General features: G+C 68.6%; 25 protein-coding genes. 12 read left to right on the top strand and 13 right to left on the bottom strand.

What is annotated here, in order from left to right; translation table 11 throughout:
• Positions 1 to 316: 316 nt before the first annotated feature.
• On the top strand, positions 317 to 733 hold the full coding sequence (locus tag KIT25_22970) for a DUF2442 domain-containing protein (protein ID UYN94848.1): 417 nt from the start codon (positions 317 to 319) through the stop codon (positions 731 to 733).
• 41 nt (positions 734 to 774) lie between these two features.
• Here KIT25_22970 and KIT25_22965 read toward each other — a convergent pair whose 3' ends face one another.
• From KIT25_22965 to KIT25_22945, 5 genes are all read right to left on the bottom strand, one after another.
• Positions 775 to 990, bottom strand: a complete 216-nt coding sequence (locus KIT25_22965) for a DUF2283 domain-containing protein (protein ID UYN94847.1) — start codon at positions 988 to 990, stop codon at positions 775 to 777.
• Positions 987 to 1163, bottom strand: coding sequence for a hypothetical protein (locus tag KIT25_22960; GenBank protein ID UYN94846.1), 177 nt, complete (start codon positions 1161 to 1163; stop codon positions 987 to 989). Before KIT25_22960 ends, KIT25_22965 begins: the two co-directional genes overlap by 4 nt.
• 22 nt (positions 1164 to 1185) lie before the next feature.
• Positions 1186 to 1611 (bottom strand): hypothetical protein, encoded by a 426-nt coding sequence (locus tag KIT25_22955; protein UYN94845.1) that lies wholly within the window; start codon positions 1609 to 1611, stop codon positions 1186 to 1188.
• Entirely contained in the window at positions 1608 to 2549 is a 942-nt protein-coding gene (locus KIT25_22950) for an AAA family ATPase (GenBank protein ID UYN94844.1), read from the bottom strand. Before KIT25_22950 ends, KIT25_22955 begins: the two co-directional genes overlap by 4 nt.
• Before the next feature lie 225 nt (positions 2550 to 2774).
• Positions 2775 to 3113, bottom strand: a complete 339-nt coding sequence (locus tag KIT25_22945) for a hypothetical protein (GenBank protein UYN94843.1) — start codon at positions 3111 to 3113, stop codon at positions 2775 to 2777.
• A 107-nt stretch (positions 3114 to 3220) separates the two neighbouring features.
• On the opposite strand from KIT25_22945, the gene KIT25_22940 reads away from it, so the two are divergent.
• The 6 genes from KIT25_22940 to KIT25_22915 all read left to right on the top strand — a co-directional run bounded on the left by KIT25_22940 (position 3221) and on the right by KIT25_22915 (position 9041).
• A complete protein-coding gene (locus KIT25_22940; protein ID UYN94842.1) occupies positions 3221 to 3907 on the top strand; it encodes a pyridoxamine 5'-phosphate oxidase family protein in 687 nt (228 codons plus the stop codon).
• Positions 3889 to 4848 carry a fatty acid desaturase gene (locus KIT25_22935; protein ID UYN94841.1) on the top strand — a complete coding sequence of 320 codons (960 nt, stop codon included), beginning with the start codon at positions 3889 to 3891 and terminating at the stop codon, positions 4846 to 4848. The genes KIT25_22940 and KIT25_22935 overlap by 19 nt, the downstream gene beginning before the upstream one ends.
• Complete coding sequence (locus tag KIT25_22930) at positions 4845 to 5822, top strand: alpha/beta fold hydrolase (protein UYN94840.1); 978 nt, start codon at positions 4845 to 4847, stop codon at positions 5820 to 5822. The genes KIT25_22935 and KIT25_22930 overlap by 4 nt, the downstream gene beginning before the upstream one ends.
• A gap of 275 nt (positions 5823 to 6097) precedes the next feature.
• On the top strand, positions 6098 to 7546 hold the full coding sequence (locus KIT25_22925) for a thioredoxin family protein (GenBank protein ID UYN94839.1): 1449 nt from the start codon (positions 6098 to 6100) through the stop codon (positions 7544 to 7546).
• The gene (locus tag KIT25_22920) at positions 7543 to 7827 is read left to right on the top strand and encodes a hypothetical protein (GenBank protein UYN94838.1); all 285 of its coding nucleotides are present in this window, start codon (positions 7543 to 7545) and stop codon (positions 7825 to 7827) included. Before KIT25_22925 ends, KIT25_22920 begins: the two co-directional genes overlap by 4 nt.
• Before the next feature lie 236 nt (positions 7828 to 8063).
• Positions 8064 to 9041: a D-2-hydroxyacid dehydrogenase gene (locus tag KIT25_22915; protein UYN94837.1), complete on the top strand. Its 978-nt coding sequence runs from the start codon at positions 8064 to 8066 to the stop codon at positions 9039 to 9041.
• Here the strand turns inward: KIT25_22915 and KIT25_22910 are convergent.
• Together KIT25_22910 and KIT25_22905 are read right to left on the bottom strand one after the other, a co-directional pair.
• Positions 9038 to 10207 carry an alpha/beta hydrolase gene (locus tag KIT25_22910; protein UYN94836.1) on the bottom strand — a complete coding sequence of 390 codons (1170 nt, stop codon included), beginning with the start codon at positions 10205 to 10207 and terminating at the stop codon, positions 9038 to 9040. The two genes, KIT25_22915 and KIT25_22910, sit on opposite strands and share 4 nt — an antisense overlap.
• Entirely contained in the window at positions 10185 to 12590 is a 2406-nt protein-coding gene (locus KIT25_22905) for a mechanosensitive ion channel family protein (GenBank protein UYN94835.1), read from the bottom strand. Before KIT25_22905 ends, KIT25_22910 begins: the two co-directional genes overlap by 23 nt.
• 147 nt (positions 12591 to 12737) lie before the next feature.
• On the opposite strand from KIT25_22905, the gene KIT25_22900 reads away from it, so the two are divergent.
• Genes KIT25_22900 through KIT25_22890 form a run of 3 tightly spaced genes read left to right on the top strand, consistent with a single transcriptional unit; the run spans position 12738 to position 14877 of the window.
• Positions 12738 to 13805, top strand: a complete 1068-nt coding sequence (locus KIT25_22900; protein ID UYN94834.1) for a malate/lactate/ureidoglycolate dehydrogenase — start codon at positions 12738 to 12740, stop codon at positions 13803 to 13805.
• Positions 13806 to 13838: 33 nt separating this feature from the next.
• On the top strand, positions 13839 to 14450 hold the full coding sequence (locus KIT25_22895; GenBank protein UYN98033.1) for a glutathione S-transferase family protein: 612 nt from the start codon (positions 13839 to 13841) through the stop codon (positions 14448 to 14450).
• 10 nt (positions 14451 to 14460) lie between these two features.
• A complete protein-coding gene (locus KIT25_22890) occupies positions 14461 to 14877 on the top strand; it encodes a cupin domain-containing protein (GenBank protein UYN94833.1) in 417 nt (138 codons plus the stop codon).
• 3 nt (positions 14878 to 14880) lie between these two features.
• On the opposite strand, the gene KIT25_22885 is transcribed toward KIT25_22890, so the two are convergent.
• Entirely contained in the window at positions 14881 to 15768 is an 888-nt protein-coding gene (locus tag KIT25_22885) for an EamA family transporter (protein UYN94832.1), read from the bottom strand.
• 93 nt (positions 15769 to 15861) lie between these two features.
• Between KIT25_22885 and KIT25_22880 the strand changes: the two genes are divergently transcribed.
• Positions 15862 to 16614, top strand: coding sequence for a DUF1499 domain-containing protein (locus KIT25_22880; protein UYN94831.1), 753 nt, complete (start codon positions 15862 to 15864; stop codon positions 16612 to 16614).
• Positions 16615 to 16617: 3 nt separating this feature from the next.
• Here the strand turns inward: KIT25_22880 and KIT25_22875 are convergent, their stop codons facing one another.
• From KIT25_22875 to KIT25_22855, 5 genes are all read right to left on the bottom strand, one after another.
• Positions 16618 to 18045 (bottom strand): HAMP domain-containing histidine kinase, encoded by a 1428-nt coding sequence (locus KIT25_22875; GenBank protein UYN94830.1) that lies wholly within the window; start codon positions 18043 to 18045, stop codon positions 16618 to 16620.
• 49 nt (positions 18046 to 18094) lie between these two features.
• Complete coding sequence (locus KIT25_22870) at positions 18095 to 18808, bottom strand: acetoacetate decarboxylase (protein ID UYN98032.1); 714 nt, start codon at positions 18806 to 18808, stop codon at positions 18095 to 18097.
• A gap of 29 nt (positions 18809 to 18837) precedes the next feature.
• Complete coding sequence (locus KIT25_22865; GenBank protein UYN94829.1) at positions 18838 to 19851, bottom strand: patatin-like phospholipase family protein; 1014 nt, start codon at positions 19849 to 19851, stop codon at positions 18838 to 18840.
• 17 nt (positions 19852 to 19868) lie between these two features.
• Complete coding sequence (locus tag KIT25_22860) at positions 19869 to 20651, bottom strand: 3-hydroxybutyrate dehydrogenase (protein ID UYN94828.1); 783 nt, start codon at positions 20649 to 20651, stop codon at positions 19869 to 19871.
• Positions 20652 to 20718: 67 nt separating this feature from the next.
• Positions 20719 to 21366: an AhpC/TSA family protein gene (locus tag KIT25_22855; GenBank protein UYN94827.1), complete on the bottom strand. Its 648-nt coding sequence runs from the start codon at positions 21364 to 21366 to the stop codon at positions 20719 to 20721.
• Positions 21367 to 21484: 118 nt separating this feature from the next.
• Between KIT25_22855 and KIT25_22850 the strand changes: the two genes are divergently transcribed.
• A complete protein-coding gene (locus KIT25_22850; GenBank protein UYN94826.1) occupies positions 21485 to 22372 on the top strand; it encodes a LysR family transcriptional regulator in 888 nt (295 codons plus the stop codon).
• Positions 22373 to 22379 lie beyond the last annotated feature (7 nt).

Here is a 22379-nt window from a genome sequence, read left to right as displayed (position 1 = left end):
CAGATAGCCTCTCGTTTGGATGGGACTTGAAAAACCCATCAGATGGGTTATCTTGCCAATGCCGACCGTCCATCGCCTAGGAAACCTGCGGTTTGTTGTGTTCGTCGACGATCATGGCCCTCCGCATGTCCACGTGTCTCGGGCGATGGCGAAGCCAAGGTGCTGCTGGGCGTGCCTGAGGCTGGTCCATCGATAGAATGGTCCCGCCGGTTCAACCGCGCGACTCAGCGCAGGATCTTGTTGGAAACAATGACACGTCGGGCCCAATTGCTGTGGGCTTGGCGGTCTGTGCATGGAGAGGACAACGATGTCGCCAATGCCGAAGGCCCTGACGGCTAGGGAACTCGACCGTGCGACCGCACGCGGCCGCGAACTGGCTCTGACGGAGCCATTGGCCAAAAGTGTGCGCTACGAGCGGCGGACCGGCCGGGTCATTGTCGACCTCACCAACGGTTGTACGTTCGTCTTCCCGGCCCGCGCGCTTCAGGGGCTCGCCAAGGCAAGCGACGCCGAACTCGCCGAGGTCGAGATCCTAGGCACCGGCTACGGCCTGCACTGGGAGACGCTGGACGCCGATTTCACCGTGCCCGGCCTTCTGATGGGGGTGTTCGGCACGCGCGCCTGGATGGCGTCGGAGATGGCGCGGCGCGCCGGCCAGACGCGCTCGCCGGCCAAGTCCGCCGCGGCGCGTGCCAACGGCCGCAAGGGCGGCCGGCCGCGTCGGGCGTCCTGACACCTCTTCTCTCCTTGCGCTCTCCTCGATCGCCCCGCCCGCTATGCTGCCTTGGTCGTCTGGAGGGGCAGTGCGATCGTTTCCAGCTTGGACAGGTCGAAGCGGCGCGAAGCCCCATCGATGTCGAAGCCGACGACGTCGCCCTTCTCGTCGAGGTCGACCACCAGGCCGGGCGCCACTTCGCGCGCTTCGGTGCCCGGTGTCTCCTTGAGTTCGATGTAGAGCGAATCGGTCTCGGCGTAATAACGGAGCTTCATGACTGGTCCTCGCGAAAGCCGCGGTCGAAGAACGCATTGTGCACGGTCTCGCCGTCGGCCAACGTCACGACGCGCAAGTAGCGCGGCGCCGCGTCGCCTGGCTGGACGACTATACCCCAAAAGCGCAGGCGGCCGTCAGGCTGCCGTTCGCGGCGCAACGGCTGGGCGAGCACGTCGGCGCACCACTGTCGGCCCTCATCCCTCCAGGCGCGTGCCGAGGTCGGCGATGAAGGCGGCGATCATCTCCTTGACCTCGCGGTGCGTGGCCGGGTCGACGAAGGCCTGGGCGACGCGCTGGGTCAGCGCCGGCAGGAGGGGCGCCAGCAGGTGCGTCGGCGCCGGCAGGTCGCGCAGGCGGTATTCGGCGCCCACGTCCCACAGCGCCCAGCTGGCATCGAGCCGGCCACGCACGCAGACCATCGTGCCGGCGAACAGGTAGGCATCGTCGAGCCGCTCGCGCGTGAGCCTGCCGAGATAGCGGCCGCGCGCGAGGTAGGCGCGGTTGTCCTCACCCCGCAGATGCATCGCCTTCACCCGCAAGAGCGGCTTGACCGCGCGCGTCCAGCGCCCGTCGCGCCGCTTCCGGGGGGCCGCGCCGTCGCCCGCTTGCCGGCCGGTCATGGCACGCCCTCGAGCAGGCCGCGTTCGAGGGCGCGGGCGCGCAGCTCGTAGCCCTTGCTGCGCGAGATGCCGAGCTCGAGCGCCATCTGGCCCGGCTTGAGGCCGGCGCGCAGCAGACGGGCGGCGCGCTCGAGCTCGCCCTCCTCGGCGCGGCGCCATTGCCAGCCGACCCGGCCGCTCGCCGGGTCGGTCGCCATGCGCGCCTCGATCGGCGCCACCGCCTCGCCGAACAGGCCGCGCGCCTTCTCGAAATGGATCTCCACGCGCAGGCCCTCGCGCGGCGCGTGGTCGGCGGGCCGGCGCAGGCCGAGCGTCAGGTCGAGCGCGTCCTCGCGCCGCGAGGTGCCGCGCTGCAGGCCGCGCTTGTTGGAATGGTGGACGATCAGCACGGCATGGCCGGCGACCCTCATCGACAGCAGGAAATGCTGCAGGCGGGTCCAGCGGTCGTGGTGCTCGGCGGAAAAGCCGGTGAGGCTGGCGAGATTGTCGAGCACGACCAGGGCGGGCCGCGCCTCCATCATCAGCATCAGCGTGCGGCGCAGCCGCGCCTGGCCGTCCGATTCGGCGAGGTCGCCGAGCGGGTACTGGCTGGCATGCGCGATCAGCAACTGCAGCCCGTCGGGCTGCGACGGCAGCAGGCGGAGCCGGGCCTGCAGCTCGGCGTCGGTCATCTCGCCGTCGACATAGAGTACCGGCCGGGGCTGCGGCGCGCGCCAGCCGAGGAAGCTCTCGCCGGCCGCCACCGCCCAGGCGAGATGCAGGGCGAGGAAGCTCTTGCCGAGCCCGCGCGGGCCGTGGACGAGAGCCAGCGTGCCGGTCGAGAGCAGCGGGGCGAGCAGGGGAACCGGCGCCTCGAAGCGGCGGGCCAGCAGCTCGGGCGCGGTCCGCGGCCGCTCGAGGCCGGCGCGGTCCCAGCGGTGCATGTGTGTATGGTCCATGCGTACGATTTGTATAACAACATCGTACGACTGGCAAGCCCCTCGGGCGGCGGACGGGCCGGATGGCGCGGACATCCGGACGATCGGCCGGAAATCCTTGTGCCATCGGCATCGGATCCGTCCATCCGGAAATGGACGCGGCGTGGACGGCGCCGCCGGCCGCCCCGCCTGTGGGGACGGCCGGGAATTTTTTGCCGTTTTTTAATTCGGCGGGGGGCCTTCCGGCTAGTCGCGCGCCGGCGCGGCGGGTGTCGTCGGCTCGGCTGGGGCCGGGTTGATGCCGCCCGGCGCGCGCTCGGTGGTGCCGGCGCCGGGCAGGGCCGGCGTGTTGGGCGTGCGCACCGTGTCGGTCAGGGTCGGCCGGTCGGCCGGCGCGCGGGCGATCTCGTCGTCGGCCCGGTTGCCGCCGAAATAAAGCAGGCCGCCGATCAGGCCGATCAGCGCCAGCAGGCCGAGCAGCACCCAGGGGCCGCGGCCGTCGGGCGGGGGCGGGTCGAATCGCGCGTTGCCGTACTTGTCGTAGCCGCTAGGGTCGGGGGTGCCGGGCGGGGGCGTGTAGGTCATGTGTCTCTCCTCGGGCAGTGTGTCCTCCAGAACGCGGAGCGCTCGCGGGGAGTTGCAGGCCGCCGCCGTTCCGCCGTGCTAGGTTTTGCCGTCAGAAAGGCCATTTCATGCCCGATTCCGCCGCCAATCCCGCCGCCGCCCCCGCCGCTCCCGCCGCTCCCGACCTGCTCGACGATGCCGGCGCGCGCGCCCTCGTCGAGTCCTACGCGCCCGTCGGCAAGGGCGCGGCGCTGAAGGACATCGGCCGCGTCGACCGTCACATGGCGCGGTTCATCGCGCTGTCGCCGCTCTGCCTGGTCGCCACCGCCGATCGCGCCGGCCGGCAGGACGTCACGCCGCGCGGCGATCCGCCGGGCAGCTTCAAGGTGCTCGGCGAGAGGACCGTCGCCATCGCCGACCGGCCGGGCAACAACCGGCTCGACACGCTGCGCAATCTTCTCGAGAACCCGGAGATCGCGCTGATCTTCCTCATCCCCGGCATCGCCGAGACGGTGCGGCTCGCCGGCACGGCGCGGCTCTCGGTCGATGCGGCGCTGCTCGAATCGATGGCGGTGCAGGGCAAGGCGCCGAAATGCGCCATCGTCGTCGAGGTGCGCCAGGCCTACCTGCACTGCGCCAAGGCGCTGCTGCGCTCGCGCCTGTGGGAGGCGGATCACCGCCAGCCCCGGGGCACCTTCCCCTCGATCAGCCGCATCGTCGGCGAGCAGATCGGCCTTTCCGAGGCCGACAAGGCGGCGGCCGAGGCGCGCACCGAGCGCGCCTACCGGGACGGGCTATGGGCGCCGATACAGTAGCCGAGGCGTTCGTCCATACCGGCCGGCGCGCGCAGCAGATGCGCGTCGTGCCGGCGCATGTGCTGAAGCGGCTCTACGCGCGCTCCGACCGCGCCGGGCTGGTGCAGACCGCCGCCCATCTCGCGCTGCTGGTCGCCGGCGGCTGGGCCGTGCTCGAGGCGCGCGGCGGCTGGTGGCTCGTGCCGGCGCTGCTGCTGCAGGGCCTGCTGATCAACGCGCTGTTCGGCGCCATGCACGAGAGCGTGCATTACGGCTCGTTCCGCACGCGCCGGCTGGCCGACCTGCTGGCCTTCCTGTCGGGCGCGGCGATCCTCAACAACGCCGCCTTCTACCGCCACTATCACATGGCCCATCACCGCTACACGCAGGATCCGGCGCGCGATCCCGAGCTGATCACCGCGGTCGTGCCGCGGACCTGGGGCCAGTACCTGTTCCGCATCAGCGCCATCCCCTTCGTCGTGCTGCGCCTGCGCGACATCTTCCTCTTCCCGTTCGGCCATACCGGCAACGTCACCTACATCCATCCCACGGCGTGGCCCGAGGTGCGGCGCTGGGGCCGCTGGCTGCTGGCGCTCTACGCCGCGCTGGTCGCCGGGTCGCTCGCGCTCGGCACCGACATCGTGCTCTGGGTGTGGTTCCTGCCGATGCTCTGCGGCCTGCCGTTCCTGCGGCTCTATCTGCTGTGCGAGCACACGCTCTGCCCGCACTCCGACGACGGCTTCGCCAACACCCGCACCACGCTCAGCAATCCGCTGCTGCGCTTCCTCATGTGGAACCTGCCGTTCCACGCCGAGCATCACCTCTTCCCCAACATCGCCTTCCACCACCTGCCCGAGGCGCATCTCTACCTGCGCCCGCACCTCAAGCACGTCGCCAAGGGCTACATCCAGGTCAACCGCGACATCGTCCGCAGCTTCTCGTCGCTCCCAGAGAAGACATGAGAACCTCGGAGGGCGTCTTCGAGTGCGGCGACGTCGCGCTGCTGCGCGGCGGCACGCTGAAGGCGGCGCGCATCGTCTACAAGACCTACGGCACGCTCGCGCCGGCGCGCGACAACGTCGTCGTCTATCCGACCTCCTATTCGGCGCATCACACCGACATCGAATGGCTGGTCGACGTGCGCCACTGTCTCGACCCCAGTCGCCACTTCATCGTCATCCCCAACATGTTCACCAACGGGCTCAGCACCTCGCCGTCGAACTACGGCGCGGCCGAGTTCCCGCAGGTCACGACCTACGACAACGTCATGGCGCAGCGGCGCCTGATGGCCGAGGTGTTCGGCGTCGATCGGGTGAGGATGGTCTATGGCTGGTCGATGGGCGCGCAGCAGGCCTATCACTGGGCGGCGCTGTTCGGCGAAGCGGTCGAGCGCATCGTGGTCAATTGCGGCTCGGCCCGCACGGCACCGCACAATTTCGTCTTCCTCGAAGGCGTGCGCACCGCCGTCGGCAACGCGCGCACACCCGAGGACGGCCTGCGTGCCATGGGCCGCATCTATGCCGGCTGGGCGCTCAGCCAGACCTTCTATCGCCGCGAGATGTGGCGCGAGCTGGGCTTCGCCAGCCTCGAGGATTTCCTGGCGCGGTCGTGGGAGGCCAACTTCCTGCGCCGCGATGCGCGCGACCTGATGGCCCAGCTCTGGACCTGGCAGCACGCCGACATCTCGGCCAACGATCTCTACCGCGGCGATCTCCAGATGGCGCTGGCCGGCATCAAGGCGAAGGTGCTGCTGATGCCGTCGGCGACCGACCTCTACTTCCAGACCGACGACAACCGCGCCGAGCTGCCCCATCTTCGGCACGGACGGCTCGCCGAGATACCCAGCGTGTGGGGCCATCGCGCCGGCAATCCGCGCGACAATCCCGAGGATCAGGCGTTCATCGACCGGCAGGTGGAGGCGCTTCTGAACACGTAATGAACCTCATCCTCCGAGACGGGAGCTTCGCTCCCTCCTCGGGGCGAGGTTTTGTAGAGGAAGAACAACGAAGCCATGTCCCTGCCGAGATACCAGCTCGTCGTACAGTGGACCGCGCCGAGCAGATGCGACCCACGCTTGAACGCTTGGGCGCTATGTATGGCGCCCGCATCGCCTGCCGGAAGCTGGACGAGGGCGACTACGTCATCCTGTAGCCAGCCGGCCTGTCCGTGTTCAAGCTGATGTGAGTCGTTCTCTGCCAAGGAAGACGTGACATGCCCGATTCCCTTCTTCCCCGCGACGGCCTGGTCGCCGTCGTCAAGCACGAGTGCCCGACCTGCGTGCTGGTCGAGCCCGTGATGCAGAGCCTCGACCGCGCCGGCGGGCTCACCGTCGTGACGCAGGACGACCCGGCCTTTCCGCAGGGCGTGCGTCAGGTCGTCGATGACCAGGCGCTCGAGCGCTCGTTCCACCTCAATGTCGATTCGGTGCCGACCCTCATCCGCTTCCAGGAGGGCCGCGAGGTCGGTCGCGCCGTCGGCTGGCATCGCGACGACTGGATCAGGCTCGCCGGCAAGGCCGCCGCAGGCGACGGCCTGCCGGACTGGCAGCCGGGCTGCGGCTCGCGCACCGTCGAGCCCGGCGTGCATGAGGCGCTGGTGGCGCGCTACGGCGATCCCGGCCTCAGGTCGCGCACCATTGCGGTCGGCGAATGGGACGATCCGATCGAGGCCTGCTTCGAGCGCGGCTGGAGCGACGGCCTGCCGGTCGTGCCGCCGACCGACGAGCGCATCCTGCGCATGCTCGGCGGCACCTCGCGCAAGCCCGACGAGGTGATCGGCCTCATTCCTCCCAACCTCGCACCCTGCACCGTCGAGAAAGTGGCGATCAACGCCGTCATGGCGGGCTGCAAGCCGGAATACATGCCGGTCGTGCTGGGCGTGCTCGAGGCCGCCCTCGATCCGCTGTTCGTGCTGCACGGCCTGCTTTGCACCACGCACTTTTCCGGCCCGCTGGTCATCATCAACGGCCCGATCGCGCGCCAGATCGGCATGAACTCGGGCGTCAATGCGCTCGGCCAGGGCAACCGCGCCAACGCCACCATCGGCCGCGCCCTGCAGCTGATCGTGCGCAATGTCGGCGGCGGCCTGCCCGGCGCCATCGACCGCGCCACCTTGGGCAATCCGGGCAAGTACACCTTCTGTTTCGCCGAGGACGAGAGCGATCCCGCGTGGGAGACGCTCGCCGAGCGCCGCGGCGTCGCCCGCGGCAGGAACGCCGTGACCCTGTTCCACGGCGAGGGCGTGCATGGTTTCATCGACCAGAAGTCGCGCACGCCCGAGGAGCTGACGCGTTCGCTTGCCATGGGCCTGTTCGGCGTCGGCCATCCCAAGCTCTGCAATGCCGGCGATGCGGTGCTGGTGCTGACGCCGGAGCACCACAAGATCTTCAAGGACGCGGGCTGGAACCGCCGCCGCATCGAGGACGAACTCTTCCAGGCGCTGAAGCGGCCGGCTCGCGACCTGGTGCAGGGCGCGCAGGGCGTCGGCGAGGGCCTGCCGGCCAAGCTGGCCGACGCCACCGTCGACAAGTTCGCCCGCGACGGACTTCTCATTGTTCGCGCCGGCGGCCCGGCCGGGCTATTCTCCGCCATCATCGGCGGCTGGCCCGGCATGTCCGTCCGTGCCGAGTGCCAAGCCGTAACGAGGGAGATCAAGCCATGAGCATCGCCGTGAAGCTGCGCGATCCCACCGCCGAGAGCGCGCCGACCAAACGCGCGCGTCTCACCCCGCCGCCGTCGCTCAACGGCAAGGTGGTGGCGCTGATGGACATCGGCAAATCGCGCGGCAAGGAGTTTATCGACCGCCTCGAGGGTCACTTCCAGAAGGCCGGCATCGCGACCAGGCGCTATGCGAAGCCGACCAACACCAAGGTGGCGCCGACTCCGGTGCTGCAGCAGATCGCGGCGGAGGCGCAACTCGCCGTCATTGCCCTGAGCGATTGAGGGTCCTGCACATCGTGCAGTCTGCACGACCTCTACAATCTCGATAACCGCGGCCTGCCCGGCGTCAACATCGTCACCACCGAGTTCGCCGAGGGCGTAACGGCGCAGTCCGAATCGCTGGGCTTCGAGCCCGCCGTGGTCTACGTGCCGCATCCGATCCAGAACCGCACGACGGCCGAGATCGAGGCCATCGCCGACCAGGCGTTTGCCAAGGTGATGGAGCACTTGACCGCTCGATGAGGCTCCTGCTGTCGGCACACGCCCTGCGTACCTGGGGCAAGCGCATCGACGGCGTCGAGTTCGTGACGGCCGAGGAGGCCCTGGCCGCGCCGGGGCCGTGCGACGCCGACATCGCCTTCATGACCCGCGAGGTGACCGGCAAGTCGAGCAAGGATAACCCGACCCCCGAGCTCGCCGGCTTCGAGACGGTGCTGCGCAAGTCGCCGGACCTGCGCTGGCTGCAGATCCATCCGGCCGGCGCCGAGCGGCCGATCTATCGCGAGCTGCGCGATCGTGGCGTCAAGGTGACGACGGCCTCGGGCGCCACCGCCGTCACCGTGGCGCACAGCACGCTCGGTGCGCTGATCGCGCTCAACCGTCGCTTCCCGCTGCTGGCCGATGCTCAGCGCCGCCACGCGTGGGAGCCGCGGCTGGGCGAGCGCTCGCCGCGCGATCTCGAGGGCCAGACCGCCGTGATCGTCGGCATGGGCCCGATCGGCCAGAACCTCGCGCGACTCCTGAAGGCGCTCGACATGACGGTGATCGGCGTGCGCCGCACGCCTGCGCTCGCCCCACTGTGGGACGGCGTTGTCGCCTACGCGGCGCTCTTCGACGTGCTGCCGCGGGCCGACTGGCTGATCCTGTGCTGTCCGGCCTCCGACTTGACGCGCGGGCTCGCCGACGCCAGGGCCTTCGCTGCGATGCCGGACGGCGCGCACTTCATCAACGTGGCGCGAGGCGAGGTCGCGGTTGAAGCCGACGTGATCGCGGCGCTGCGGAGCGGCAAGCTCGCCGGCGCCTATCTCGACGTGTTCGAACGCGAGCCGCTCGATCCCGCCTCGCCGTTGTGGGACCTGCCCAATGTCCTTGTCTCGCCGCACACGGCAAGTCACAGCCGGGGGCAGAACGAGGCGATCTTCGACATCTTCCTCGACAATCTCGCCCGCTTTCGCGACGGCCGGAAGCTGCGCAACGACGTCGACGATCTGGGTTAGTTGCGCCCGGCCTTGGGAATCGAATCGGCTGCCGGCTCGTCGGTCGTGGCGCTGGTCGGTGGCGGAAGGGGCACGACGATCATCAGCTCCTCGGCCGTGGGCGGCAGGGGAATTTCCAGAGGCGGCGCATCGTTCAGCGTGTCGGAGGGCGGTATGACATCCTGCGTCGTCTCGGCGGGCGGGGCCGGCAGGGGTGCCGGCGGCACGAGGCTGGCCGGCAGGAAGGCATCCACGACGACCGCCGAGGCGATCGGATCCTCTTCCATCGGATTGTGGCCGAGCTTTTCCAGGACCTTCAGCCGGGCGCCCTTGATGTCGCGCTGGAAGCGCGCCCCGATGGCGGGCGAGGACCAGCGATCCTTGGCGCCCCACAGGATCATCGTCGGCACGTTGAGCCGCTTGAGCGGCGTCGGGTCGAGCGGTTCCTGCGTCCTCAGGCGCTGCAGCATCGCCTCGCGGTTGCCCGGAAACCGCTGCAGGTCGCTGTAGCGCACCACGCGCTCCGGCGTCGCCTCTTTCGGATCGGCGTACATGTCCTTGAGCGAGCGCCGTATCAGCATCTCGGGGTGGAACCACAGGCTGAGCCCGCCCAGCACGGGCAGGCGAGCGACGCGCAGCGACAGCGGCGCCTCGCCCTGACGCGGGTAGCCCGCGGCGTCGACGAGGATCAGATGGGATACGCGGTCGGGCCGGGTGGCGGCGAAGGTCCAGGCCACCGCCCCACCCATCGAATGACCGACGATGGCGAAACGATCGAGATGCAGGACATCGACCAGCACTTCGACGAAATCCGCGTAGGCATCGATCGTGTACTCGTCGCGGGGCCAGGCGCCCGTCAACCCGTGGCCGGGCAGGTCGACCGATATCAGGCGCGCGCGATCCTTGAGCGCCGCGGTCCATCCTTCCCAGACATGGAGCGAGGCGAGCGATCCATGGAGCAGCACGATGGGCATTCCGTCGGGATTGCCCTCCTCCCGGACATGGGCGCGCGCGCCGCCGATGTCGAGGAAACGCGACCGCTCGTCGGCATAGCGTTCGACCAGCAAGTCCGGCGGCAAGGTCGGCGCATACGCCCAGAGCATCGCGCCGGCCAGGACACCCAGGACGAGGAGCACGATCGGCGGCCAGCGCCGCGGCGGCGGTTCAACGCGGCGGCGCGGCGGCACGATCCGTCCTCAAGGCCTCGGCGATCCTGTCGAGGTCGCGCACACGATATTCGGGAGGCGGCGGCGTCGGGTTGACGATCTTTTCTTCGATCATCCTCGCGAGGATCGCACGATTGAGATCGTTGGTCACCACGATGCGGTCTTCGAGGCGGGCGACGAAGACATAGAGCTCGAACTCCAGCCCGGTCGGCGTGACCCGCACGAAGCGCACGATCGGTGCCGGCACCCGCAACACCCGGGGATGACCGAGCGCGCAATCGCGAAGGATCGCCTCCATCTTCGCCGGATCGGTCGCCAGGGCGACGGTGATCGGCAGGTCGATGCGGCTCGACGTGTCGGAATACGTCCGGTTGACCACGGGATTCTGCAGGAAGACGCTGTTGGGCACGATGACATGCGTGCGCTGGAAGGTCTCGATTTCGGTGGCACGGATGTTGATGCGCCGCACGAAGCCTTCGTGGCCGGACACCGAAATCCAGTCACCGGCCTTGATCGACCGCTCCACGAGCAGGAGCACACCCGAGATGATGTTGTTGGCGATGTTCTGCAGGCCGAGGCCGATGCCGACCGACAGCGCGCCCAGCACGATGGCAAGGTTGGTGAAGTCGATGCCGAGCGCGCCGATGGCGACGAGAAGTGCGATCGCCACGCCGGCATAGTTGAGCCCGGCATCGACCGACTGACGCATCGGCAAGGAGGCGTCGACGGTCGGCATGACCCGGTCGCGCACGATCCGCCGCACCAGCCGCACCAGAAGCATGCAGACGGCGAAGGTGATCAGCGAAAGGGCGATGTCGCGCAGGGAGATCGTGACGCCGCCGATCTTCACGCCCATCACGACCTGCGCCATGCCGCGCAGAATCGCATCGGTGTCGACGTTCCACGCCGCGGGTATCGTGAGGGCGAGCGCCACGACAAGGGCCACGTCGATCAGCAGCAAAGCGATGTGCTGCCCGCGGAGCGTGATGTCCGCAGGGAGCCCGAACAGACGCCGGACCCATGCACCGGTCGGCGTATCGGGAGCAGCCATCGTTTCCAACAGATCGCCTGCCAACCTGTGAGCCGTCAGCGCAAGCGCCACCAGCAGGCAGGTCCATGCCAGCGCCGTATGGATGTGCGTCGCGAGCACGACATAGCCCAGCAGGGCGAAGGCGATCGACGACAGCAGCACCGCGCGCAGGCCCACGCGCGTTGCCGTCCATAAGGTGCCGCCGACGAGGAAGGGCCGGTCCGAGCCTTCTGGGCGGGAGGCCTGCCACGCGGCGTTGCCCAATACCGGCAGGGCCAGAAAGGCGAGCGATCCCGCCAGGACGAGGGCGCTCAACGACGATAGCGCCGGGTATTGGCCATCCTGGACCAGCGCCAGATAGAGGAAGTCGAGGGCGGTACCGACGACGATGAGACGGCGCAGCGCTTGTGCCAGCAGGCGGGCCGCCGGGTCGGTGAGAGGAAGCACCCGCCAGGCCGGTCGGTCGGGCGCCAGCGCCGTCGTCGTCATGCCGAGCACGAGCAGGAGAACGATCAGCCGCAACACCAGCTCGGGCAACAGCATCGCGAGCGGCTGCGGCGGATCGGTCGCGACGAGCAGGCGGCCAATCAGCCATACGGCGAGGATGGGAACGAGCACCAATCCCAGCCCGTCGATCGCCGCTGCGATCGTACGGTCGCGCTGCCCGGGCTCGTTGTGGTGGCCGCGGCCGAACCGTCGGGCGAGCGTTCGGCCCAGCCACCAAAGCACCACCGTCAGGGCCGCCCAGGCGGCGAGACCGGTCAGGTCGCGCGCGCCGTCGCGCAGCGCCCGCGGACCCTCGCGCGCCCACTTCGAGAAGGCTGACATCAAGCCCTGCATGGAAGCGGCGAACTCGGTGCCGACATTGCGCAGGACTTCGCCGGACAGGGGCGAGGCGTCGCGGCGCAGCAGGATGTTTAGGACGACCTGGCCGCGAAGCCGGGTCATGTGCTCGAGCAGCTGGTTGGCGCGGGCGATCACGACTTCACTTTGCTTGACGCGCCCCTCGCTGATCGCTGCCTGCTCGGTCAGCCTCTGGCGCTCGGCCCTGACCTCATCGGTCTCGGCCGGCCGATCCGGTCCCGGTTTCACCTCCAACGGCACCAGGAGCCGACGGATGTCGGCGAGATTGCTGCGGGCGAGTTGCGCCGCCGCGCTCGCCGCGAGCCGGACGTCGGTTACCTCCTCGCGCAATGCGTCGATCTCGCCGGCCAGTACGCCCGGCTGGGTCGCCCGGTCGGCGATCCGATCGAGCTGGCGCGTCCAGACATCGACGATCTGGCCGAACGGCCGCTGCGGAACGGTCGGCGTCTGGGCCTGCGCCATCGTGCCGACGAGCAGCAGGAGAAGAAGGCAGGCGGCCCTAAAGCGCATTTCTTTCAATAACATAGCCACAGCCGATTGTCCTTCCGACGGTGTGTTGACTCCGTCGTCCGGGCGCGGAACCTTGCGCGGCGAAAAGCTGGAAACGGAGCGGGCTTGCACATGACGGACGGGCAGGGGGTAGTCGGGGAAATCCGGGTGAAGCCGGATCGGTTGCATGCGTTCACCATGGCGATCTGCCGGGCCGACGGCAGCACCGACGCGGAAGCCAGGCTGGTGGCCGACCATCTGGTGCTGGCTAACCTGTTCGGCCACGACAGCCACGGTGTCGGCATGATGCCGGCCTACATCCAGAACACCACGACCGGCCGTTGCGTCCGTAACCATCACGCAAAGATCGTGAAGGACAATGGCGCCGTCGTTGTGATCGACGGCGGCGCCGGCTACGGCCAGGTGATCGCCAAGGAAGCGATGGATATCGGCATCGAACGCGCGAAGAAGCACGGTGTCTGCGTGGTCGGCCTCAAGAACTCCCACCACATCGGACGCATCGGCCATTGGGGCGAGCAATGCGCGCGCGCCGGCATGGTGAGCACGCATTGGGTGAACGTGCATGGCCACAAGTCGCTGGTCGCGCCCTTCGGCGGCGCCGAGCCGCGCTTCACCACCAACCCGTACTGCACGGCGGTGCCGCGCAAGGGCAAGGAACCGATCGTGCTCGACTTCGCGACCAGCCAGGTGGCGATGGGCAAGGTCCGCGTCGCCAACAACAAGAAGGCGGCGATGGAGGACGGCCTGCTCATCGATTCGCTGGGCAACCCGACGACCGACCCCGGCGTGATGTACAATTCGCCTTATGGCGCGATCCTGCCGTTCGGGCTGCACAAGGGCGGCGGCTTGGCGGTGATCTGCGACATCCTCGCCGGCGCTCTCACCGGCGGCCGCACCCACAGCCCGCGCACCATCAAGAAGGACGGCACCGACATCATCAACAACATGCTGTCGATCATCATCGATCCGGCCTCGATGGGCGGCACCGAGATGTTCGAGGACGAGGTCGAGACCTTCATCACCTGGGTGAAATCGGCGCGGCCGCAGCCGGGCGTCGCCGAGGTACTGGCGCCGGGCGAGCCAGAGCGCACGCGGCGCGCCGAGCGCGAGAAGAACGGCGTGCCTATCGACACCACCACGTGGCAGCAGCTGCTCGACGTCGCGCGCAAGGTGCGCCTCAACGACACGGAGATTCCCCAGATCGCCGGCGGCTGAGCGCCGGCCGCAAGGAGACCGACGATGGCCAAGATGAAGCTCTACTACTCGCCGGCGTCGCCCTATGCCCGCAAGGTCCGGGTCACGGCGCTGGAGGCCAAACTCGACAAGAAGATCGACATGGTGAACGTCGTGCTGTCGCCGACGGCGCCGAACGCCGACGTCGACAAGCACAATCCGGTCGGCAAGATCCCGGTGCTGTCGGTCAAGGGCATGGATCTCTTCGACTCGCCGGTGATCTGCGAATACCTCGACGGCCAGCACAAGGGCCGCAAGCTGCTGCCGCGCAAGGGCCGCGATCGCTGGGTGGCGCTGCGCCTGCAGGCGATGGCCGACGGTCTGCTCGATGCCGCATTGCTGGCGCGCTACGAGACCTTCCTGCGCCCGGAGGACAAGCGCTGGAAGGACTGGATCGACGGCCAGATGAAGAAGATCGACGGCGTGCTCGATCAGCTCGAGGCCGAGACGAAGTCGCTCAAGGGCAAGCTCACGCTCGGAACCATCTCGGTCGTGTGTGCACTCGGCTATCTCGATTTCCGCTTCGCCCATCACGATTGGCGCGCCAGTCGGCCCAAGCTCGCCAAGTGGTTCGCCCAGGTCTCCAGGTTGCCGTCGATCAAGGCGACGGTGCCGCCGCCGGCGTGATCGCACCGACGTGACGGCGGACGAGATCATCGCGCGGCTCGGATTGCGGCCGCATCCCGAGGGCGGCCATTTCGGCGAGACGTTTCGCGCCCCCGACTCTCCGCGCGGGGCGTCGACGGCGATCTATTTCCTGTTGAGAGCCGGTGAACGCTCGCATTGGCATCGCGTCGACGCCGACGAGGTCTGGCACTTCTACGCCGGCGCGCCGCTCGAGCTGGCGATCAGCGACGACGGCCGAACGATCCGACATCTGCGGCTCGGCGTCGATCTGCGCATCGGCGAAGCGCCGCAGGCCGTCGTGCCGCGCCATGCCTGGCAGTCCGCGCGATCGCTCGGCAACTGGACCCTGGTCGGCTGCACCGTCGCGCCGGCCTTCGAGTTTCGCCACTTCGAGCTCGCCCCGCCGGGGTGGACCCCGGGGCAATGAATACTATCTCTTCCACAGATCGCGCGAGGCGAGCACGGCGCCGGCCGTGACGAGCGTCGCGGCGAGCAGCAACGCGGCCGTCGGTTCGGCCAGGCCGGCGGCGATGAGCAGCGCGGTCGACAGGATCGGCGTTGCATAGGAGATCGCGCCGAGCGCCCGGATGTCGCCGCGCTTGACGGCGTGATCCCAGAGATAGAAAGCGCCGCCCGTCGGGCCGAGACCGAGCGCCAGCACGGCCAGCCAGGCGACGGGTGTCGCCGGCCACGTCGTCTGCTCGAACATCAGATGCGCGAGCAGCGACAGCAGTGCCGAGGCGGCACAGAAGGAGGCGATGGCGTCGGTCGGCGTCTCGCCGAAGCGGCGCGACAGCACCGAGTAGAGCGACCAGGCGAAGGCGCAGCCCAGCGCCAGCAGGTAGCCGAGCGCATGCTGGTCGCCGAAACTCACGCCGCGTGCCACGGCGAGCAGCACGACGCCGGCGAAGCCGAGCAGCGCTCCCACGAGGTGCGTCCAGCCCAGGCGCGCGCCGGCGAGCGGCGCCGACAGGAGCACGATGAGCAGCGGCCACAGATAGTTGACGAGATTGGCTTCGGCCGGCGGCGCGATCTGCAAGGCGGCGAAGTAGAGCGCGTGGTAGCCGAACAGCCCGCCGATGCCGAGCAGCCATACCCGTGCCGGCCAGCGCGTCAGCGCAACCCAGGCCACGCCGCGGCGCCGCGCCCTGGCAACCCCGATCGCCGCGCCGACGGCGAACGTCATGGCAACCATCTGGAACGGCGGGATCGGACCGGCCAGGACGGACAACGTCGCGAGCGCGCTCCACAGCGCGATGGCAAGCAAGCCCGCCGCCATCGCGCGGCGCTGTTCGTCCGCGGTCGCGGTCGTCGTCATGGGGGGCGCATAGAGAAGGCGCGCGCGATGTGCAAGTGGGGCGGGTAGACGTCTCCGTATGAGCGGTTACCATGCCGTGACAGCGGAGAGGCGATGTTGCTGTTCGTCCGGCCGGTCAACAAATTGAGCCACCGCCTCGCACGTCTGGCCTTCATCACGGCGTGCGTGGGCGCGATCTGCGTTGCCGTCGCGGGACCGCTCTACCGCTACGTCGGTATCGATATCGAAGGCGCGCTCGGCCTGTTTCGCTACGGCTTCTATCTTTGCGCCGGCGGTGTCGCGCTCGGGCTCGCCACCGTCCTGCCGACGCGGCCCGGCGAGCGTCGCCGTGGGTTCGTCGCCGCCGTTCTCGCCATCGTGATCGGCGCCGGCGGCGCGTGGATGCCGCTGAAGTGGTTCCTCGATGCGCGGGCGACGCCGCAACTGAACGACGTCAGCACAGATACCGCCGATCCGCCGGCGCTGGTCGTCACCTTGCAGATGCGCCGGGGGGCGCACACGCCAGCGGCCTATGCGCGCGAATTCGCCGACTTGCAGCGGGCTTTCTATCCGGAGATCCAGCCGGTGAGGCTCGCCATTCCGCCGGCCGAGGCGTTTCGGCGGGCCGATCGCGTGGCGACGGAGATGGGGTGGGACATCGTGGCGCGCGCGCCCACCGAGGGTCGCCTCGAGGCCGTCGAGACGACGCGGTGGTTCGGTTTTCGCGACGACATCGTCGTGCGCATCCGGGCCGACGGACCGGGCAGCCGCATCGACATCAGGTCCAAGAGCCGGGTCGGCCGTTCCGACCTCGGCGTCAACGCCGAGCGCGTGCACCAATTCACGACGAAGCTCAAAGCCCTATAGCCGTCAAAGCGGCAGCGTGAAGCGGAAGACCGTCCCCTGGGGGCCCGTCGCGACGAGCGCGATGTCGCCGCCATGGACCTGCACGAGATCGCGGGCGATGGCAAGACCAAGGCCGGCGCCGCCGGCGCGTCCACCGGTCGTGAAGGGCTTGAAGAGCTGCGACGCCACCGCATCGGGAATGCCGGGACCGTCGTCCTCGACATCGATTTGGACGGACTCGCCATCGGCGCGGGCGCGCACGGCAACGGCCTTGGCGCCGGCATCGAAGGCGTTGCGGCCGAGATTGGCGAATACGCGGTAGAGCAGGTCGCGATCGGCGCGCACCCGCAGGTCGGCCGAAACCTCGCTGCGCCACAGACGCACGAGGTTGGGGTCGCGATCCTCGCCCTGCTCCTGCAGTGTCACGCCGACCTCGTCGACCAGGTCGGCCAGATCGAACTCGACGCGGCGGGGCGTCGGCCGGTCGCGCACGTATTCGAGCGCATCGCTCGCCAACCGCGCGGCGCGGTCGATCGTGCCGAGGATGGTCGGCGCGAGGGAGCGGGTGCGCTCGTCGCCGATGCTGGTCAGGCGATCGGACAGGAGGCGGGCCGTCGACAGGATGTTGCGGATGTCGTGGGCGATCTTGTTTGAGGCGGCACCGACCTCGGCAAGGCGCGACTTCTGGAGCAGCGAGGCGCGAATCTCGCGCTGCAGGTTCTGGAACTCCTGGTCGACCACGCCGATCTCGTCGTTGCGCTCGGTCGGACGGCGCTCGGTGCCCCCCTCCTCGGGCGCGCGGCGGAACGACGTCATGTCGGCCGACAGGCCCTGCAGCGGGCGGATCACCAGCCAGCGCAGCGCGAGGTAAAGCAGCAGCGCGGTGAAGAGCGCGATGATGATCGACAGCGCCAGGATGCGGCCCGTGTACTCGTACATGGCGATGCGCATCGGCAGCTCGTCAACCACGATCCACACCATGGCGCCGGGCAACCGCATCGATTCGCCGCCCACCCGCATGTAGTAGGCGCCGTCTCGCGACATGGCTGCGAGGGCGTCCCAGATCAGGCCGAGCGCGTCGCGATTCTTGAGGTTGAAGCCGGGCATTTCCGGCGACGGTGCGATGTTCTTCAGCATGCGTCGCGGCTTATTCGGCTCGACCAGCACGACCGCGTCGACCCTCGCATGGTTGAGCAGCGAACGCTTGACCTCCTCGGTCACCATGTTGTCGGGCGTCGCATCGAGCGCGAGCGCGGCCAGGGTCCCCGATTCGATCAGCTGCTCGAGATAGACCAGGCGAAAGCGCGCGATCGACGGCAGGAACAGCAGGACCTCGGCCGTCATCACCGCGGCGACCACCATGCCGAGGATGCGCCAGCTCAGGCCGAAGGCAGGCGTCCGCCGCCTGGCCGGGCGGGCGGTCGACGTCTGGACGGTGATGTCGGCGGCCATGGCGCGCCGACTCTATCGGAGGTGGCCTCAGCCGCCTAGCGAGGCGCGATCAACTCTTCATGTAGTCGACCAGGACCTCACCGCCGGGCAGCGTGAGATCGGCGACGAAATGGCGTCCGCCGATCACCCTGTGCACCGGCAGATCGGCGACCGGCGCGTTGACGTGCGGCACCAGATGCAGGCGCGCGGGCCCGGCCCACGAGCCCTTCACCGTGATCTCGGTCAGGTGCAGGCCGACGAGCTGGGCGATCTTCGGCCTGCCGTCGACATCGGGAATGATCTTCAGCAGGCACTGCAGTTTGCGCAGGCTGGCGGCTGTCCTGGCCGGACGACGCGACAGGTTCTCGTGCTTGTAGGCCATCGTTCCCATGGCGACTCGCTGACCCGCATAGTCGAGCGTGCCGGTCAGCGTGTCCTTGACCAGCTCGAGCCTGGGATTGGCCAGCTTCTTGGGAAAGCCCCAGATCTCGCGCCCCGCCGCGATCGGCGGATCGTCGTCGAGATACATCTGGGACACGAAGTTGGCCGGCCGCCCCTCGAACGAACAGGGGATGACGACGCCCGATTCGGTGTAGTCGCCGAAGCCCGAGGAGTCGGGCATGCGGATCCATTCGTAGAAGACCTGGTTGGACGGATCGGGCATCAGCGGCTCCGGCACGGCGGCGCGGATCGCATCGGGGTCGCTCTCGTAGACCACGACCATGTACTCGCGATCGACGAAGCGGAAGGGCGGCAGCGGATAGCTCGGGCTCGCGGCCGGCATCGAGGAGAGACCGAGGATATCCGCCCGTTTCACAGGAACTTCTCCTTGATGTCGATGGTCGAGCGTTCGCCGAGCGCGTCGAAATGGTCGGCGATCCAGCGCTCGGCGACCTCGCGGCCGATCTGCTTCAGATGGAGCAGGAAATCCATGCGCGCATTGAGCTTGCTGGACACCCCCAACCCCCGCATCTGCTTCTCGGCCTCGATCCAGTGCACGTTGACGCGCTTGTACTGGTTGGAATCGAGCTTGCCCTGATCGATCAGGTCGGTCACGAAGGAAATCGCCCGCATCTCGCGCATCAGCGACGAATTGAAGCTGATCTCGTTCAGGCGGTTCATGATCTCGGGCGCGGTGGTCGGCACCCGGTCGGAGCCGAGCGGATTGACCTGCACGATCACCACATCGGGCGATTGCGCACCGTAGATCAGCGGAAAGATCGCCGGATTCCCCATGTAGCCGCCATCCCAGTAGGGATCGCCCTCGATGCTGACGGCCTGGAACAGGAACGGCAGGCAGGCCGAGGCGAGCAGCACGTCGGGCGTGACCTCACCCGATTTGAAGACACGCACCTTGCCGGTCTTCACGTTGGTCGCGCTGATGAACAGCTTGACGGCGCGGCAACCCTCGAGGCGGTCGAAGTCGACGGAGGCCTCAAGTACCCGCCGCAGCGGATTGTGGTTCATGGGATTGAGCTGGTAGGGCGAGAGCATGCGCGTCAGCATGTCGAAGGCGACGAAGGCGGCTGAATGGTCGAGGTTCCAGCCGCCGCCCAGCCGATCGAACGGCGTTGGCTGCAGCGGCCCATACTGCGCCGCCTGGCTGATGTTGCGCCAGAACATCTCGAGGGCGTGCCGGGCCTCGGGGCGGCCGCCGCGGCCCATGCCGTCGGCGAACACCGCCGCGTTCATGGCGCCTGCCGAGGTGCCAGAGATGGCTTCGACCTCGATGCGCTCGTCCTCGAGCAACTTGTCGAGCACCCCCCAAGTATAGGCGCCATGGGCGCCGCCGCCCTGCAGGGCGAGGCTGATGCGTTTGATCTGCATGGTCCGCTCCTCCCTGCTCAGTGCGCGGTCCAGCCGCCGTCCATCGGCAGCGCCGCGCCGGTCACCGAGGCACCGCTGTCGGAGCACAGGAAGACGGCGAGGGCGGCGAGCTCGGCGACCTCGACGAAACGCTTGTTGGGCTGATTCTTGAGCAGCACGTCGGAGATGACCTTGTCGCGTGGGATGCCATGCGCCTTCGCCTGGTCGTCGATCTGCTGCTCGACCAGCGGTGTACGCACGTAGCCGGGGCAGAGCGCGTTGCAGGTGATGCCGTCCTCGGCGCCCTCCAGCGCCGTAACCTTGGTGAGGCCGAGCACGCCGTGCTTGGCCGCGACATAGGCCGCCTTATAGGGTGAGGCGACCAGAGCATGCGCAGAGGCGACGTTGATGACGCGCCCCCAGCCCTTCTGGCGCATGCCCGGCAGCACCAGCTTGGTGGCATGGAAGGCCGAGGAGAGGTTGATCGCCAGGATGGCGTCCCACTTTTCGTCGGGGAACTCGTCGATCGGCGCGACGTGCTGGATGCCGGCGTTGTTCACCATGATGTCGACGGCGCCGAAGGTGTCGACCGTCTGGCGCACCATGTGCTCGATCGCCCTGGGCTTGCTCATGTCGGCCGGTGAATAGACGATCTTGGCGTTGGTGCGCTCGGCGAGCTCCGAGCGCGTTTTCTCGATCTGCATCGCCTCGCCGAAGCCGTTCAGCACGACGTTGGCGCCTGAGCGGGCGAAGGCCTCGGCGATGCCGAGCCCGATGCCCGACGTGGATCCGGTGACGATGGCGGTCTTGCCCTGAAGCATGTGCGATCTCCTCGATGGGTTGATCGCACCGTGCGCGCCCGCCAGGCGGCGATGAAATGCCGAGTGCCTACCGTTTCGATAGCGCGTGCACATCGCGCAGCTCGTGCAGGCACGCGAGCAGCGCTTCGGGATCCGGCCAGCGCGCCGGATCGACGTCGGCGAAGGCGTAGGCCACGCGGGCACTCGAGTCGGCCACGAAGACGGCGGGCACGGGCAGTCGGTCGAAGCGACGCCCGCGTTCGCGGTGAATGCGTCGATGACCGGGCGAGAGCTCGTAGGCGAGCCCGCACATGCGCGCCAGGCTGTGCTCGGGATCGGCGAGCAGCAGATAGCGGATGCCACGTTGCTCGGCCATCCGGGCAATCGGTTCGGGGTCGTTGGGTATGACGCCGACCGCGTGCGAGCCCAGGGCCTCGATGGCCGGCCGTGCCTCCTCGAGGGCGGCCATCGTGAGTTCGCAGTACGGACACCAATCGCCCCGGAACAGGGCGAGCACCAGCGGCCCGCGATCGAGTAGCTCGCCCGACGTTCTCGTTCGCCCCGCGCCATCCTTGAGAGAGAAGTCGGGCAGCACGTCGCCTTCGCGCAAGCCGTCCTCGACCACCCGCATCATGCGCAGCCGGTCGAGCTCGTCCTCGAAGTCGGTGCGATCGCGCGGCGGCAGCGCCGCCATGTGGCGTCGGCTGAGGTCGAGCAGGGTCCGGGAGAGCGACATTCCTGTGAAATCTGCGCCCGCTTGCAGGCCGAGGGAAATACCTTCCGGTATGGCCGACGATAGCCGCAGGCTATGATCGCTTCGGGCACAATGCAGGTGCTTTGCGGGGACCGCCGCCGTGGAAATGCATCAGATCCGTTACTTCCTGGCCGTCTGCGAGACGCTGAACTTCACGCGCGCGGCCGAGGCCTGCAACGTGTCGCAGCCGTCGCTGACCCGGGCGATCAAGGGGCTGGAGGACGAACTGGGTGGTCCGTTGTTCCGCCGCGAGCGCAACAACACCCACCTGACCGGCCTCGGCGAGATGATGCGGCCGCATCTGACGCAGGTGCTGATCGAGACGGACGCCGCCAAGGAGCGCGCCAGGAGCTTTGCCAGGCTCGACGACGTCGAGCTCAAGCTCGGCATGATGTGCACCATCGGGCCGCGCCGCTTCGTGCCGTTCCTGCAGGCCTTCCGCGAGCGCCATCCCAGGGTGAAGCTGGTCGTGCAGGATGGCTCGCACGGCGAGCTTCAGGAGCGCCTGGCCGAGGGCCAGCTCGACGTCGCGGTCTACGGCCAACCCGACGAGATCGACGAGCGCTTCCACGCGCGTCGGCTCTACGATGAGCGCTTCGTGATCGGCGTCGGCCCGGGCCATCCGTTCGACGGCCAGAACGCGGTGCGCGTCGCCGATCTTCACGGCCAGGCCTACGTCAACCGCCTGCAGTGCGAGTTTTTCGACCACGCCGGCAAGGTGTGGCGTGAGCACGGCTCGAAGGTGAAGATGGTGTTCCGCTCCGATCGCGACGACTGGGTGCAGGCGATGGCGATGGCGGGGTTGGGCTTCAGCTTCATTCCCGAGTTCGCCGTCACCATGCCCGGCCTGCGCGTGCGGCCGCTGATCGATCCCGAGATCGTGCGCACCATCCAGGTCGTCACCGTGCGCGGCCGCCCGCACCTGCCGGCGGTCGGCGCCTTCGTGCGCGAGGTCCTCGCCTATCCGTGGATCAACGCCACGGCGTAGCGCGCGG

This window comes from Enhydrobacter sp., assembly GCA_025808875.1.
Classification (GTDB): domain Bacteria; phylum Pseudomonadota; class Alphaproteobacteria; order Reyranellales; family Reyranellaceae; genus Reyranella.
Note: the sequence above shows the minus strand (reverse complement) of the source record. Positions and strands in the feature narration are given on the sequence as shown.

Coding starts and splice junctions, on each gene's coding strand:
- KIT25_22865 (UYN94829.1), bottom strand. CDS start 19,851: ATGCAGATCAAACGCATCAGCCTCGCCCTGCAGGGCGGCGGCGCCCAT.
- KIT25_22905 (UYN94835.1), bottom strand. CDS start 12,590: ATGCGCTTTAGGGCCGCCTGCCTTCTTCTCCTGCTGCTCGTCGGCACG.
- KIT25_22860 (UYN94828.1), bottom strand. CDS start 20,651: ATGCTTCAGGGCAAGACCGCCATCGTCACCGGATCCACGTCGGGCATC.
- KIT25_22855 (UYN94827.1), bottom strand. CDS start 21,366: ATGTCGCTCTCCCGGACCCTGCTCGACCTCAGCCGACGCCACATGGCG.
- KIT25_22970 (UYN94848.1), top strand. CDS start 317: ATGCCGAAGGCCCTGACGGCTAGGGAACTCGACCGTGCGACCGCACGC.
- KIT25_22950 (UYN94844.1), bottom strand. CDS start 2,549: ATGGACCATACACACATGCACCGCTGGGACCGCGCCGGCCTCGAGCGG.
- KIT25_22925 (UYN94839.1), top strand. CDS start 6,098: ATGCCCGATTCCCTTCTTCCCCGCGACGGCCTGGTCGCCGTCGTCAAG.
- KIT25_22895 (UYN98033.1), top strand. CDS start 13,839: ATGAAGCTCTACTACTCGCCGGCGTCGCCCTATGCCCGCAAGGTCCGG.
- KIT25_22885 (UYN94832.1), bottom strand. CDS start 15,768: ATGACGACGACCGCGACCGCGGACGAACAGCGCCGCGCGATGGCGGCG.
- KIT25_22940 (UYN94842.1), top strand. CDS start 3,221: ATGCCCGATTCCGCCGCCAATCCCGCCGCCGCCCCCGCCGCTCCCGCC.
- KIT25_22955 (UYN94845.1), bottom strand. CDS start 1,611: ATGACCGGCCGGCAAGCGGGCGACGGCGCGGCCCCCCGGAAGCGGCGC.
- KIT25_22945 (UYN94843.1), bottom strand. CDS start 3,113: ATGACCTACACGCCCCCGCCCGGCACCCCCGACCCTAGCGGCTACGAC.
- KIT25_22880 (UYN94831.1), top strand. CDS start 15,862: ATGTTGCTGTTCGTCCGGCCGGTCAACAAATTGAGCCACCGCCTCGCA.
- KIT25_22875 (UYN94830.1), bottom strand. CDS start 18,045: ATGGCCGCCGACATCACCGTCCAGACGTCGACCGCCCGCCCGGCCAGG.
- KIT25_22920 (UYN94838.1), top strand. CDS start 7,543: ATGAGCATCGCCGTGAAGCTGCGCGATCCCACCGCCGAGAGCGCGCCG.
- KIT25_22965 (UYN94847.1), bottom strand. CDS start 990: ATGAAGCTCCGTTATTACGCCGAGACCGATTCGCTCTACATCGAACTC.
- KIT25_22930 (UYN94840.1), top strand. CDS start 4,845: ATGAGAACCTCGGAGGGCGTCTTCGAGTGCGGCGACGTCGCGCTGCTG.
- KIT25_22870 (UYN98032.1), bottom strand. CDS start 18,808: ATGCCGGCCGCGAGCCCGAGCTATCCGCTGCCGCCCTTCCGCTTCGTC.
- KIT25_22935 (UYN94841.1), top strand. CDS start 3,889: ATGGGCGCCGATACAGTAGCCGAGGCGTTCGTCCATACCGGCCGGCGC.
- KIT25_22915 (UYN94837.1), top strand. CDS start 8,064: ATGAGGCTCCTGCTGTCGGCACACGCCCTGCGTACCTGGGGCAAGCGC.